Raw genomic sequence first — 14682 nt, forward strand, 5'->3', positions numbered from 1 at the left:
TTCTCCTCAGGCGGCGATGGGCACGGCGCCCGTCACCTCGTACAGGGGCAGGATCACGCGAAACGTGGTGCCGGCTCCGGGGCGGCTGTCCACCTCCAGCCGGCCGCCCAGTTCACGGATGTATTCGCGGCTTTCATAGACACCGATGCCCATCCCGGCGGGCTTGGTCGTCTCGAACGGCCGGAACAGGCGGTCGCGCACGAACGCCTCGCTCATGCCGATGCCGCTGTCGCGCAGTTCGATCAATGCCGCCTCGTCCTGCCGGCGCAGCGTCACGCGGATGCTGCCTTCGGGCGACGTGGCCTCGACCGCGTTCTGCAGCAGGTGCGCCAGCACCCGTTCCAGGCGCTGGCCGTCCGCCCGGGCGACCAGTTGTTCGTCGGCGTCCTCCAGTTGCGGGCATGGCCGTGCCGCGGCATAGGACTGGACGGCGCGCCGCACCACCTCCGCCAGCGGCAGCGGCGTGGCAGCGTCGGCGCCGCCCGCCTCGTGGCGCGACAGGCGCTGCAGCAGCGCCGTCATCTTGCGTACGGAATGCGCCAGCGTCTCCAGCATGTCCTCCTGGAAGGCGGGGTTGTGCTTGTGGCGCTCCGCGTTGGCCAGCAGCAGCGAATGCTGCGACAGCAGGTTCTTCAGATCGTGCACGACAAACGTGGACATGCGGTTGAACGAGTCGAACTGGCGCGCCACGGCCAGGCGCTCGGCCAGCTCGCCGTGCGCCAGGCAGCTGGCGGCCTGGCTGCCGGCCAGGCGCAGCAGATCGAACAGTTCCCAGTTCGGCGTGACAGAGGTGCGGGGCCGGGCCAGCGCGACAAAGCCGAACAGGCGGCCATGCAGCAGCAACGGCACGACCAGCCACAGTTGCGGCACGCCGTGCAGCCAGGCCGGCAAGCCTGCCCGAGCGTCGTCGGGCAAGGGGCGGCCCGCCTCGACCACCCACTGGCGTTCGCGCAGCAAGGTACAAAACGGGCTGTCAATCGGTTCCGTACCGTGCTGCGGCGGCATGTTCCAGCGCGCCGCCGGCTCCAGGCGGCCGCCGTCGCGCGCGATCCACAATGCCCCGGCCGGGCTTTCCGCCAGGGCGGCGATGGCCTGGATCGCCCGTTCGCCCGGCACTGGGCCGCCTTCCGACAAGGCCTGCGTGAAGCGGCGCCACTCGTCGCGGTAATCGAATTGCGCCTGGTAGAAATGCTTGCTGATGAAGACACGCAGCCGCGCACGCGCCGCGCCCGAGAACAGCACGCCGGCCAGCAGCAGTGCCGCGCCGACCAGGCAGGCCAGTTGCATCAGCGGGCCCCACGCCCCGCCCACGCGGCGCAGGTACCAGCCGCCAGCCGCCATCGCCAGCAGGTAGAGCGCGCAGCCGACCAGCGCCGCCGAGCGCACCGCGACCTTGCGCGACAGGGTCAGGCCCAGCTTCCAGCCGGGGTTGCGCGCCGCGGTGATGGCCAGCAGCGGCACGCACAGCGCATCGACCACGCCGCGCGCCGCCCAGATATCGGGCTGGATGCGCCGGAACAGCAGCGCGTCGCTGTACAGGTAGAAGTCATAGACGAACAAGGTGCCCAGGCCCAGGCAGGCGAACTTGATGCCCCAGCGTTCGCGCGGCGGCGTGTGGCGGTACAGCTGCTCGACCAGCAGGATGCCCAGCACGGCCAGCAGCAGCCGGACCGTGATCCCGGCCAGCACGGCCAGGTCGATCGGCGGCGCCGCCGTCGCCGTGGCCACCACCGTCGCGGCGGCCGATACCGTGCCAAGCGCCGGTGGCGCCGGCGCGATGGCCGCCATGTCCACCGCCAGTTCGCCCAGCGCCAGTTGCAGCGCGGTCAGGACGGCCACCGCGGCCAGCCAGCGCCGCACGGGCAAGCCGGCCGGCACCAGGAGCAGCGCCAGGAACACGAGCCAGGCCGCACTGCGCGGCGCCTCCAGCGCGGCCGGCCACGGCGCCGCGAGCACGGGCCACGCCGCCTGCACGGCCAGGGCGCCGGCCCACAGCGCCGTGGCCAGGCAGGCCACCAGCAAGGCGCGCTGGCCGTCGCGCGCGCGCCGGTTCGCCAGCAGCAGCACGCCAAAGCCGGCGAACGCCAGCGCGCACAGGCCATGGCTGACGGCAACGACCAGCGTTGGCGCCGCCGTCATCAGCGCGCCCCCTTGCCGGACAGGACGACCTGAACGGTGTCGATCAGGATCAGCAGGTCGAGGAACAGGCTGTTGTTCTTGACGTAGTACAGGTCGTACTGCAGCTTGCGCACGGCGTCGTCCACCGATGCGCCGTACTGGTAACGCACCTGCGCCAGGCCGGTGATGCCGGGCTTGATGCTGTGGCGTACGTCGTAGTAGGCGATCGCGCGCCCCAGCTGCTCGACGAAATAGGCGCGCTCGGGACGCGGCCCGACAAAACTCATCTCGCCACGGAACACGTTGATCATCTGCGGCAGCTCGTCGATGCGCAGCTTGCGCAGCCAGTGGCCGACCCGCGTCACGCGCGGGTCCTGCGCCGTGGCCCAGCGCGGCTGGCCGTCGCGTTCCGCGTCCAGCCCCATGCTGCGGAACTTCAGCACCTGGAAACGCCGCCCGTCCTTGCCGACCCGCTCCTGGCGGAAGATCACGGGACCGCCGTCTTCGAGCAGAATGCACAGCGCCGCGGCCAGCATCACCGGCAAGGTGACGAGGCAGATGGCGGCGCTCGCGGCCAGGTCGAACGTGCGCTTGACGGCCGCGCGCAGAAAGCTCTGGTCGAAGCCGCCGCCGAAGATCAGGTAGCTGGGCTGCAGCGAGTCGAGCCGGATCTGGCTGGCCTCGCGCTCGAAGAAGTGGGCCGCGTCGGTCACGCGCACCCCGCCCAGCGCGCAGTCGAGCAACTCGCGCACCGGATAGGCGCCGCTGCGGCGGTCGCCGACCGACACCACCAGCTCCGTGGCGCCATGCCGGCGCGCCAGCGACAGCAGCGATTCTCCCGGTGGCAGGCGCTTGGCCGCCGGCACGCAGCTGGTCTCGCCCGGCACGGGCACGCAGCCGACCACCTCGAAGCGACGCGGCCCGCCCGCGCGGGCGGCCAATTCCAGGCACTCGCGCGCCAGCGCGCCATCGCCGACGACGATCAGGCGCTCCGTCATCATCCCCGTCGATGGCGATTTGAACAGCAACAGGCGCGTCAGCAGCACCCCCGCGCCGCCCAGCACGAACGCCATGCCGCCGGCCCGGCCGAAGCCAATCGTGGGCACGACGTGCATCAGCGCGGACAGCAGCGCGAAGCCCACCACGAACGCGGGCGCGATGCGGGCCAGGGTGGCGCGCATGTCCTCGCGTTCCTGCTGCTGGTACATGCCAAGCGTGCTCATGCACAGCACATTGACCAGTGCGAAGGCAAACGCGGAAAACGTCAGCTGCAAGGGATGATGGGCGGCGCCGGTCCAGAGCAATGCCGTCAACGCGGCCGCCGCGTACAGGATCAGCATTTCCATCAGCAGCAGGACGATGCCCATGCGCGACACATAATGGTTGAAGATGCGGATCACGTTGCGCTCCCTGCATGCTGTGGCCAGGCCACCGGGTGCCGATGGCTCAGCCATGATGCCGGACCGGCGCCGCCAGGGCCTTGTGCGGCCTCAAAACGCGCCGCGGGCATGACGGACCTTTATCAAATGGTCTATAGTCATGCTTCCTTACCGTGAAACCTATTCTTAGATCATGAAATTTGACGTCGCGATCGTCGGCAGCGGACTGGCCGGCCTCTCGGTGGCCCTGCACCTGGCCGAAACCCGCAAGGTAGCCATCATTTCCAAACGCGAGCTGCTGGACGGCGCCAGCAACTGGGCCCAGGGCGGCATCGCCGCGGTGCTCGATTCCGGCGACAGCCACGAACAGCATATCGCCGACACGCTGGTCGCCGGCGGCGGCCTGTGCGACGTGGGCGCCACCCGCTTCATCGTCGAACACGGCCGCGAGGCCATCGAGTGGCTGATCGAGCAAGGCGTGCCGTTCACCCGCGACACCAGCGCGGAGCTGGGCTTTCACCTGACCCGCGAGGGCGGCCACAGCCAGCGCCGCATCATTCACGCGGCCGACGCCACCGGCCACGCCGTCCAGGTCACGCTGGAGTCGAAGGTGCGCGCGCACCCGAACATCAGCCTGTTCGAGCACCACTGCGCGATCGACCTGATCACCTCCGACAAGCTGGGTCCGCGCCCGCACCACCGCAACGCCCAGCCGAAATGCCACGGCTTGTACGTGCAGGACACGCAAACGGGCGAGGTGCATACCTTCGCGGCCGAGCACACCGTCATGTGCACGGGCGGCGCCGGCAAGGTCTACCTGTACACCACCAACCCCGACACGGCCAGCGGCGACGGCATCGCCATGGCCTGGCGTGCCGGCTGCCGGGTGTCGAACATGGAGTTCATCCAGTTCCACCCGACCTGCCTGTACCACCCGTATGCGAAATCGTTCCTGATCACGGAAGCGATCCGTGGCGAAGGCGGCGTGCTGAAACTGCCGCCGGAAGCGGGCGCCGCGGCCGGCCAGCGCTTCATGCTGGCGCACGACCCGCGCGCCGAGCTGGCGCCACGCGACGTGGTGGCGCGCGCCATCGACTTCGAGATCAAGAAGCGCGGCCTGGATTACGTCCACCTGGACATCAGCCACAAGCCGGCCGAGTTCCTGATCGAGCACTTCCCCACGATCCATGCGCGCTGCATGGAGCTCGGCATCGACATCACCAAGGAGCCGATCCCCATTGTGCCGGCCGCGCACTACACCTGCGGCGGCGTGGTCACCGACCTGGTGGGCCGCACCGACCTGCCCGGCCTGTACGCCGTCGGCGAGACGGCCTGCACCGGCCTGCACGGCGCCAACCGCCTGGCCAGCAACTCGCTGCTCGAATGCGTGGTGGTCGGCCGCGCCTGCGCGCAGGACATCGTATCGCAGGAGAAGAACGGCACGCCCTACCTGCCGGACTGGGACGAGAGCCGCGTCACCGATGCGGACGAGGAAGTCGTCATCGCCCACAACTGGGACGAGCTGCGCCGCTTCATGTGGAATTACGTGGGTATCGTGCGCACCACCAAGCGGCTGGAGCGGGCGCAGCACCGCATCGCCCTCCTGAAGGAGGAAATCGACGAGTACTACCGCAATTTCCGCATCACGGCCGACCTGCTGGAGCTGCGCAACCTGGTCGACGTGGCGGGGCTGATCGTCAACAGCGCGCTGCAGCGGCGCGAAAGCCGCGGCCTGCACTACAGCCGCGACTATCCGGAAACGCTGCCGAAGGCGCTGCCCAGCATCCTGACGCCGAACCGGCGCTGACGCCATGCAGATCGCGGCGACGCTGCGCCTGGCCCGGCCTGGCGATATCCCGGCGCTGGAAGCGCTGATCGAGCGCTCCGGCCTCGGGCTGTCAAGCGGCTTCTATACCGATGAACAGGCGGCCGCGCTGACGGCGCACGTGTACGGCGTCGATACCCAGCTGATCGCGGATGGCACCTATTTCGTCGTCGAACGGGATGGCGTGCCGCTGGCCTGCGGCGGCTGGAGCAAGCGCGCCACCCTGTACGGTGCCGACCGCGCCAAGCTGGCGGCCGACCCGCTGCTGGACCCGGCGACGCAGGCGGCGCGTATCCGTGCGTTCTTTGTCGATCCGGCCGCGCCGCGCCAGGGCCTGGGCACGCTGCTGCTGCGCCATTGCGAAAGCGCCGCGCTGGCTGCGGGGTTCAGGGAACTGGAGATGGCCGCGACGTTGCCAGGCGTGCCTTTTTATCGGCAAGCGGGATATGAGACGGTGGAGCGGTTCGAGATCGAGCCGGGCGGGGTGAGGACGCCGCTGGAGCGAATGCGCAAGCGGTTTGCCGCCGTCGGTTAGGACTTGCAATCACCGGCGCGCCCGGCGGAGTGAGGCGCCCGTGCGCCAGCCGTGCGATAAAAACCGGGGTCAGTCCCCTCGTTACGCCGCTGGCGAGCGCTCGAGCCATCACTTACCGGGGACAGACCCCAAGCCTGACACGGCGCATGAACCACAGTGACAGGCAGCTGCCTGTCACCATGGGCTTACTTTCTTAGCGCGAATTAAACCCCTTGCCCTCGGCCGCCAGCTGTACCAGGAGCGGCGCCGGCCGCCACGCGTCGCCATGCCGGCCCTTGGCCAGGCGCTCGATCGTCGCGAGTACATTCGGCAGGCCGACCGTGTCGGCGTAGAACATCGGGCCGCCGCGGAACAGCGGGAAGCCGTAGCCGGTCAGGTACACCATGTCGATGTCGGAAGCGCGCAGCGCGATGCCCTCTTCCAGGATGTGCGCGCCTTCGTTGACCAGCGCGTACACCAGGCGTTCGACGATCTCCTGGTCGGCGATCGGACGGCGCTCGACGCCCAGATCGGCCGAGTGCTGCACGATCATGTCGTTGACCTGCTGGTTCGGATACGGCTTGCGGTCGCCCGGCTTGTAGTCGTACCAGCCACCGCCCGTCTTCTGGCCGAAGCGGCCCATCTCGCACAGCAGGTCGGCCGTCTTCGAGTACTTGATGTCCGGCTTCTCGACGGCGCGGCGCTTGCGGATGTACCAGCCGATGTCGTTGCCGGCCAGGTCGCCCATGCGGAACGGCCCCATCGCGAAGCCGAAGCGTTCCATCGCCTGGTCCACCTGCTCCGGCAGGCAGCCTTCGTCCAGCAGGAAGCCGGCCTGGCGCGAGTACTGCTCGATCATGCGGTTGCCGATGAAGCCGTCGCACACGCCCGACACCACGCCGGTTTTCTTCAGCTTTTTCGACAGCGCCAGCGCGGTGGCCAGCACGTCGCTGCCGGTCGCCTTGCCGCGCACGATCTCGAGCAGCTTCATGACGTTGGCGGGGCTGAAGAAGTGCGTGCCGATCACGTCGTGCGGGCGGCTGGTGAAGGCGGCGATCTTGTCCACATCCAGGGTCGACGTGTTGGTGGCCAGGATGGCGCCCTGCTTCATCACCTCGTCGAGCTTCCTGAACACGGCTTCCTTGACGCCCATCTCCTCGAACACCGCCTCCACGACGATGTCGGCCTGCCCGATGTCGGCATAGTCCAGCGTGCCGTTGATCAGGGCCAGGCGCTGGTCGAACTTCTCCTGCGTCAGCTTGCCCTTCTTCAGGGTGTTCTCGTAATTCTTGCGGATCGTCGCGAGGCCCTTGTCGAGCGCTTCCTGCTTGGTTTCCAGCAGCGTTACCGGGATGCCGGCGTTGGCGAAGTTCATTGCGATGCCGCCACCCATCGTGCCGGCGCCGATGACGGCGGCACGTTCGATCTTGCGGGTCGGCGTATCGGCCGGCACATCCGGCACCTTGCTCGCTTCGCGTTCGGCGAAGAACGCGTGGCGCAGGGCCTTCGATTCGGTGGTCTGCATCAGGTGCAGGAAGCGCTCGCGCTCGAACGCCAGGCCGTCCTCGAACTTCATCGTCACCGAGGCGGCCACCGTTTCCAGGCACTCCAGCGGCGCCGGGAACGGGCCGGCCACGCTCTTCACGGTATTGCGCGAAAATTGTAAAAAAGCCTCGGAGTTCGGGTAGTCCACCTTGCGGTCGCGTACCTTCGGCAACGGGCGCACGTCGGCGATGCGGTTGGCGAACGCCACGGCGGCCTGCACCAGGCCGGCGAAGTCGGTCCCGGCCGGCAGCACCTCGTCGAACAGCGCCGGCAGCTTTTCCGACGCCACCGGCGTGCCCGAGACGATCATGTTCAGTGCCGTTTCCAGGCCCAGCACGCGCGGCAGGCGCTGCGTGCCGCCGGCGCCCGGCAGCAGGCCCAGCTTCACTTCCGGCAGCGCGACCTGCGCCCCCGGCAGCGCCACGCGGTAGTGGCAGCCCAGGGCCAGTTCCAGGCCGCCGCCCATGCAGACACTGTGGATAGCGGCCACCACCGGCTTGCTGCACTCTTCCGCGGTACGGATCAGCGTGTGCAGCGTGGGCTCCGTCAGCGCCTTCGGCGAGTTGAATTCCTTGATGTCCGCCCCGCCGGAAAAGGCCTTGCCGGCCCCGGTGATGACGATGGCTTTCACGGCCGCGTCGTCCTGCGCCTTGCGGATGCCCTCGACGGCGGCCGTGCGGGTTGCAAGGCCCAGGCCGTTGACGGGCGGGTTGTTCAGCGTGATGACCGCGACGGCGTCGATCACTTGGTAGTCGGCACTCATGTCTCTGTTCCTCTTCTGGTTGTCGGGGATGCAATCACTATACCCGATAAAAGTGCGACCGTGCTATTTTGTCGCTTCGCCTGGCGCCATGCGGTGCTGTGCGAACTGCGCGCGCAGATCGGTCTTGCGCACCTTGCCGGTGCCGCCCACCGGCAGGCTGTCGGTGAAGACCACGTCGTCCGGCAGCCACCAGCGCGCCACCTTGCCTTCGTAGAAGCGCAGCAGCTCCTCGCGCGTCACGCTCATGCCGGGCCGCGGCACCACGACGAGCAGCGGCCGTTCGTCCCATTTCGGGTGCGGCATGCCGATGCACGCGGCCTGCAGCACGGCGGGGTGCGACATCGCGATGTTTTCCAGGTCGATCGTGCCGATCCACTCGCCGCCGGACTTGATCACGTCCTTGCTGCGATCGGTGATCTGCATGTAGCCGTCCGCGTCGATCGTGGCCACGTCGCCGGTCGGGAACCAGCCGTCCTGCAGCGCGCTGTGGTCTTCGCGGTAATAGCGTTCGATGATCCACGGCCCCTTCACCTGCAGGTGGCCAAAGGTCTTGCCGTCCCACGGCAGCTCGCGCCCGCCGTCGTCGACGATGCGCATGTCGACGCCATAGATCGCGTGGCCCTGCTTGCGCAGCACCGCGCGCTGACCGTCGGCCGGCAGCCCGGCATGGCGCGCCAGCAGCGTGCAGGCGGTGCCCAGCGGCGACATCTCCGTCATGCCCCAGGCGTGCACCACCTCGATGCCGAAGTCGTCGATCAGCGCGTCCATCAGCGCCGGCGGGCAGGCCGCGCCGCCGATCACCGTATGGCTGAACGTGGTGAAGCGCAGGCGGTGCTCCTTCATGTAGTTGACCAGGCCCAGCCAGACGGTCGGCACGCAAGCCGTGAACGTGACGCCCTCGGCTTCGAACAGTTCGTACAGCGACTTGCCGTCCAGCGCGGCGCCAGGGAACACCATCTTGGCGCCGGACAGCGGCACCGAATATGGCAAGCCCCACGCGTTCACATGGAACATCGGCACGATCGGCACGACGACGTCGCGCCCCGCCACGTTCAGCGCGTTCGGCATCGCCGAACCGTAGGCGTGCAGCACCGTCGAGCGGTGCGAATACAGCGCGCCCTTCGGATTGCCGGTGGTCCCGGACGTGTAGCACAGCGAGGCCGCGGAGCGTTCGTCGAACTGCGGCCAGGTGTACTCGTCCGACTGACCCGCCAGCAAGGTCTCGTAGCTGAGCAGATTGGGAATGCGCGTCTCGGCGGGCAGCCGGTCGGCGTCGGCCAGCAGCACCCAGCCCTTGACGTTCGGGCACAACGGCGCGACGGCCTCGATCAGCGGCAGGAAGGTCAGGTCGAACAGCAGGTACTGGTCCTCGGCGTGGTTGACGATCCACGCGATCTGTTCCGGGTGCAGGCGCGGGTTGATCGTATGCAGCACCGCGCCCATGCCGGACACGCCGTAATACGCCTCCAGGTGCCGGTAGCCGTTCCATGCCAGCGTCGCCACGCGCTGGCCCATCGTCACACCGAGGCTGGTCAGCGCATTGGCCAGGCGGCATGCGCGCGCGCGGCACTCGCGCCAGTTGTAGCGGTGGATGTCGCCCTCGACGCGGCGCGAGACGATCTCGCTGGCGCCGTAGTGGCGCGCCGCGAAGTCGAGGATGCTGGAGACGAGCAGCGGCTCGTCCATCATGCGGCCCATCAGGGGGCTCTGTGGCAGGTCGGCGGGATTCTCGGTGCGGTACATACGGTCTCCTATGTTTTTGCCATTTATTTAACGGGCCCGCGCGGCAAGCGGTCAATGACTTTCGATGTTGCGCCGCACCATTGCGGCACCGCACGCGCCCGACCGGTGCTTTCCGTCCGGGTGCGCTAAAATCGCCGCATTGTACGAACACCATTGCTGACTTTACCGGGAACCGCCATCGCTGCCCTTGCCCTGCCCCTGGACAACTCGTTCGCGAGCCTGCCACCCAGTTTCTACACGCGCCTGATGCCGACGCCGCTGCCGGCGCCCTATCTGGTCGGCCTGTCCGCGCCCGCCGCGCGCCTGATCGGCCTCGATCCGGCGGCCGTGAACGAGGACACCGTCGCCATGTTTGCCGGCAGCCGCGTGCCCGAGCGCGCCCAGCCGCTGGCCGCCGTGTATTCCGGCCACCAGTTCGGCGTCTGGGCTGGCCAGCTGGGCGACGGCCGCGCCATGCTGCTGGGCGATGTCGCCACGCCGCAAGGGCCGATGGAGCTGCAATGGAAAGGCGCCGGCATGACGCCATATTCGCGCATGGGCGACGGCCGTGCCGTGCTGCGCTCGTCGATCCGTGAATTCCTCTGCTCGGAAGCCATGCACGCGCTGGGCGTTCCCACCACGCGCGCGCTGTCGGTGGCGGGCTCGGACCAGGGCGTGGTGCGCGAAACCATCGAAACGGCCGCCGTCGTCATCCGCATGGCGCCCACCTTCATCCGCTTCGGCTCCTTCGAGCACTGGTTCTACCGTAACGACGAGGCCAGCCTGCGCATCCTGGCGGACTACGTGATCGACCGTTTCTACCCGGCGCTGCGCGACGAGGACAACCCGTACGCCGCCCTGCTGGAGGAAGTGACGCGCCGTACCGCGCGCCTGATCGCGCAGTGGCAGGCGGTCGGCTTCATGCATGGCGTGATGAACACCGACAATATGTCGATCCTCGGCCAGACGCTCGACTACGGCCCGTTCGGCTTCATGGAAGCGTTCGACGCCCAGCACATCTGCAACCACAGCGACAGCCAGGGCCGCTATTCCTACGCCATGCAGCCGCAGATCGGCCACTGGAACTGCTATGCGCTGGCGCAGGCGCTGGTGCCGCTGATCGGCGAGGTGGAGGAAACCCAGGCCGCGCTGGACGTCTACCAGCCCGAGTTCGGTGCCGCCGTGGACCGGCTGCTGCACGCCAAGCTGGGGCTGACGCAAATTCCCGAGCAGCAGGAAGCCGACCGGCAATTGCTGGACGGCCTGTTCGGCATCCTGCAGGACAGCCACGCCGATTTCACGCTGTTCTTCCGGCGCCTGGCCGGCGTGCAGGCCGCCTCGAACGCTGGCGACGAGCCGCTGCGCGACCTGTTCATCGACCGCCCCGCCTTCGATGCCTGGGCCGAACGCTACCGTGCCCGGCTGCGCGCGGAGGCCAGCGACGATGCGGCGCGCAAGGCAGCGATGAACGCTGTCAACCCGAAATACGTGCTGCGCAATTACTTGGCGCAGCAGGCCATCGAAAAAGCCCAGCACAAGGACTTTTCCGAGGTCGAGCGCCTGCTGGCCATCCTGCAGCGCCCGTTCGACGAACAACCGGAACACGAACGTTATGCCGCGCTGCCGCCCGACTGGGCCAGCGCTTTAGAAGTCAGCTGCTCTTCCTGAAATCACCATGACCGACCAAGTGAAAAAACTCGTCAAGTCCGACGCCGAATGGCGCGCCCAGCTGGATCCGATGGAATACCAGGTCACCCGCCACGCCGCCACCGAGCGCGCATTCACGGGCCGATTCTGGGATCACCACGAACGGGGCATCTATACCTGCGTCTGCTGTAATACCCCGCTGTTCCGCTCGGACGCCAAATTCGACTCGGGCTGCGGCTGGCCCAGTTATTTCGAGGCGCTCGATCCGGCCAATGTGATCGAGAAAGTCGACCGTTCGCATGGTATGCTGCGCACCGAAATTATTTGCGCGGTCTGCGATGCCCACCTGGGTCACGTATTCCCGGACGGCCCGCCGCCGACCGGCCTGCGCTACTGCATCAATTCGGCCGCATTACGATTTACTCCGGAAGCCTGAAACCCCCATGATGAAATTCCTGTTCGATATATTCCCGTTGCTGGTCTTTTTCGGCTCCTATCGCTGGGCCGGCGGCAACGAGGATGCCGCCGCGGCATTGGTCAACGGCCATTTGTCCGGTGTGATTTCCGGCGGCGCCGTGCTGGCCAGCCAGGCGCCGATCATTATCGCCACCATCGCGGGCATTATCGCCACCGCCCTGCAAATCGCTTACCTGCTGGCGCGCGGCCGCAAGGTGGACGGCGCGTTGTGGGTATCGATGGTCGTGTTCCTGTTCTTCGGCGGCCTCACCATCTACTTCCACGACGACGACTTCATCAAATGGAAGCCGACCATCATTTACTGGAGCTTTGCCGCCGCGATGGTCGTGGCCTACCGCTTCTTCAACAAGAACCTGATTCGCGCCGCGATGGAAAAGCAGATCGCGCTGCCGGAGGAGGTATGGAATCGCCTGAATACGGTATGGGTGCTGTTCTGGGTCGCGCTGGGCCTGCTGAACCTGTTCGTCGCCTTCGTGCTGTTCAAGGCCGATACCAATGCCTGGGTCAGTTTCAAGGCGTTCGGCGTGACGGGCCTGATGCTGGTGTTTTTCGTCGCCCAGGGTTTTTACCTGTCCAAGCACATCAAGGATGAAGCATGAGCGATCCACGCCTCGACAAGATCCGTGAGCGCCTGCAGGCGGCGCTCGGCCCGGCCGATATCGCGCTGGAAGACGAGTCCGCGCTGCATGCCGGCCATGCCGGCGCCGCCTCCGGCGGCGGGCATTACCGCTTAAGAATATCCTCAGCGAAATTCGAAGGGCTGAACCTCGTCATGCGCCATCGTCTGGTGTATGATTCCGTGGCCGATATGATGCATAAAGAGATTCATGCATTGGCCATTACTGCAGTGGCGCCATCGGAACGGAACTGAACGGCGCGCAGCGCCGCGTGGCTCCGGGATGTTCGAATGCGTGACGTTTTGGGAACCATCAAAGAAATTGAATAGTCGAGACATCTCCGCGATTTAAGTCCCTTCTCTCCCGCGCTTTGCTATCACTTTTCCCGTAGGAAATAATAATGACTTTAAAGCCAGCCCGTCTGCTGCTCGCACTGATCGCCGTTGCCACGGCACCGGCATTTGCCCAGAACATTGCCGTCGTCAACGGCAAGGCCATCCCGACCGCGCGCGTGGATGCGATCGTCAAGCAGGTTGTCGCGCAAGGGCAGCAACCGGATTCGCCGCAGTTGCGCGAGATGATCAAGAAAGACCTGATCAGCCGCGAAGTGCTGATGCAGGAGGCGGAAAAACAGGGTTACAGCAAGGATGCCAGCGTCAAGACGCAGCTGGAAAACGCGCGCCAGGCAATCGTCGTCAATGCGATGGTGGCCGACTACGTCAAGAAGAACCCCGTCAAGGAAGCGGATGTGAAGGCCGAGTATGACCGCTTCGTCAAGGAAACGGGCGACAAGGAATACCACGTGCGCCACATCCTGGTCGAGACGGAAGCCCAAGCGAACGAGATCATCACGAAGCTGAAAGGCGGCGCCAAGTTCGAGGACCTGGCCAAGCAGTCGAAGGACACCGGCTCGGCCAATAACGGCGGCGACCTGGATTGGGCCACGCCCTCCTCCTTCCCGCCCGTGTTCTCGGACGCCTTCGTGAAGCTGCAGAAAGGCCAGGTCACGGAGAAGCCCGTGCAGACGCCGAACGGCTTCCACGTGATCAAGGTGGACGATGTGCGCGCGGCCAAGCTGCCGAGCCTGGAGGAAGTCAAGCCGCAGATCGAGGAAGCGCTGACGCAGAAGAAGCTGCAGGCTTACCAGGAAGAGCTGGTCAAAAAGGCAAAGATTCAGTAAGGTACGTGTCTTAGGTCCGGCGCGGGAGAGCGTTCCCGCCGCCGGTGTGGGTAGAACAAGTAAAAGCGCCCTCATACGGGTCCAGTATTTTTATAGGATGTGATAATGATTTTGAAGCCCGCCCGCCTGTTGTTAGCACTGATCGCCGTGGCCGCCGCGCCCGCGTTCGCCCAGAACGTCGCCACCGTCAACGGCAAGGCCATCCCGGCCTCGCGCCTGGACGCCGTCGTCAAGCAGGTGACCGCCCAGGGCAAGCAGCCCGACAGCCCGCAGCTGCGCGACGCCATCAAGAAGGACCTGATCGCCCGTGAAGTGCTGGTGCAGGAAGCCGACAAGCAGGGTTACAGCAACAAGCCGGACGTCAAGCAGGCGCTGGAAAACACCCGCCAGAGCATCGTCATCAACGCGATGCTGGCCGACTACGTCAAGAAGAACCCGGTCAAGGACGCCGACATCAAGGCCGAGTACGACAAGTACAAGGCATCGGTGGGCGACAAGGAATACCACGCCCGCCACATCCTGGTCGGCACCGAGAAGGAAGCCCAGGACATCATCGCCAAGCTGAAAGGCGGCGCCAAGTTCGAAGAGCTGGCCAAGCAGTCGAAAGATACCGGTTCCGCGGCCAATGGCGGCGACCTGGACTGGGCCAGCCCAGGCAACTTCGTCAAGCCGTTCTCCGACGCGATGGTTGCCCTGAAGGATGGCCAGGTCACCGAGAAGCCGGTGCAGTCGCAATTCGGCTACCACGTGATCAAGCTGGAAGGCTCGCGCGCCGCCAAGGTGCCGGCGCTGGACGAAGTCAAGGGCCAAATCGAGCAGGCCCTGACGCAGAAGAAGATCGCCGCCTACCGCGACGAGCTGGTCAAGAAGGCCAAGGTGCAGTAAGCCCGCCTGC

At 66.6% G+C, this 14682-nt stretch carries 12 protein-coding genes; 8 read left to right on the top strand and 4 right to left on the bottom strand.

Annotation, left to right across the window (positions count from 1 at the left end):
- Positions 1-6: 6 nt before the first annotated feature.
- Positions 7-2139: a PEP-CTERM system histidine kinase PrsK gene (gene prsK, locus E7V67_013540; protein WUR16080.1), complete on the bottom strand. Its 2133-nt coding sequence runs from the start codon at positions 2137-2139 to the stop codon at positions 7-9.
- Positions 2139-3518, bottom strand: a complete 1380-nt coding sequence (locus E7V67_013545; protein WUR16081.1) for a TIGR03013 family PEP-CTERM/XrtA system glycosyltransferase — start codon at positions 3516-3518, stop codon at positions 2139-2141. The genes prsK and E7V67_013545 overlap by 1 nt, the downstream gene beginning before the upstream one ends.
- A 172-nt stretch (positions 3519-3690) precedes the next feature.
- Between E7V67_013545 and nadB the strand changes: the two genes are divergently transcribed.
- Together nadB and E7V67_013555 are read left to right on the top strand one after the other, a co-directional pair.
- Positions 3691-5304 (top strand): L-aspartate oxidase, encoded by a 1614-nt coding sequence (gene nadB / locus E7V67_013550; GenBank protein WUR16082.1) that lies wholly within the window; start codon positions 3691-3693, stop codon positions 5302-5304.
- A gap of 4 nt (positions 5305-5308) precedes the next feature.
- On the top strand, positions 5309-5857 hold the full coding sequence (locus E7V67_013555) for a GNAT family N-acetyltransferase (GenBank protein WUR16083.1): 549 nt from the start codon (positions 5309-5311) through the stop codon (positions 5855-5857).
- Positions 5858-6050: 193 nt separating this feature from the next.
- Here E7V67_013555 and E7V67_013560 read toward each other — a convergent pair whose 3' ends face one another.
- A complete protein-coding gene (locus E7V67_013560) occupies positions 6051-8144 on the bottom strand; it encodes a 3-hydroxyacyl-CoA dehydrogenase NAD-binding domain-containing protein (protein ID WUR16084.1) in 2094 nt (697 codons plus the stop codon).
- A 63-nt stretch (positions 8145-8207) separates the two neighbouring features.
- Complete coding sequence (locus tag E7V67_013565) at positions 8208-9887, bottom strand: 3-(methylthio)propionyl-CoA ligase (GenBank protein ID WUR16085.1); 1680 nt, start codon at positions 9885-9887, stop codon at positions 8208-8210.
- A gap of 156 nt (positions 9888-10043) precedes the next feature.
- Between E7V67_013565 and E7V67_013570 the strand changes: the two genes are divergently transcribed.
- From E7V67_013570 to E7V67_013595, 6 genes are all read left to right on the top strand, one after another.
- Positions 10044-11534 (top strand): YdiU family protein, encoded by a 1491-nt coding sequence (locus E7V67_013570; protein ID WUR16278.1) that lies wholly within the window; start codon positions 10044-10046, stop codon positions 11532-11534.
- Positions 11535-11541: 7 nt separating this feature from the next.
- On the top strand, positions 11542-11949 hold the full coding sequence (msrB, locus tag E7V67_013575; GenBank protein WUR16086.1) for a peptide-methionine (R)-S-oxide reductase MsrB: 408 nt from the start codon (positions 11542-11544) through the stop codon (positions 11947-11949).
- Positions 11950-11959: 10 nt separating this feature from the next.
- Positions 11960-12589 (top strand): septation protein A, encoded by a 630-nt coding sequence (locus E7V67_013580; protein ID WUR16279.1) that lies wholly within the window; start codon positions 11960-11962, stop codon positions 12587-12589.
- Positions 12586-12861, top strand: coding sequence for a BolA family protein (locus E7V67_013585; GenBank protein ID WUR16087.1), 276 nt, complete (start codon positions 12586-12588; stop codon positions 12859-12861). The genes E7V67_013580 and E7V67_013585 overlap by 4 nt, the downstream gene beginning before the upstream one ends.
- 146 nt (positions 12862-13007) lie before the next feature.
- Positions 13008-13787, top strand: coding sequence for a peptidylprolyl isomerase (locus E7V67_013590; GenBank protein ID WUR16088.1), 780 nt, complete (start codon positions 13008-13010; stop codon positions 13785-13787).
- A gap of 105 nt (positions 13788-13892) precedes the next feature.
- Positions 13893-14672, top strand: coding sequence for a peptidylprolyl isomerase (locus tag E7V67_013595; GenBank protein ID WUR16089.1), 780 nt, complete (start codon positions 13893-13895; stop codon positions 14670-14672).
- Positions 14673-14682: the final 10 nt, after the last annotated feature.

Source organism: [Empedobacter] haloabium, assembly GCA_008011715.2.
Classification (GTDB): domain Bacteria; phylum Pseudomonadota; class Gammaproteobacteria; order Burkholderiales; family Burkholderiaceae_D; genus Rugamonas; species Rugamonas haloabia.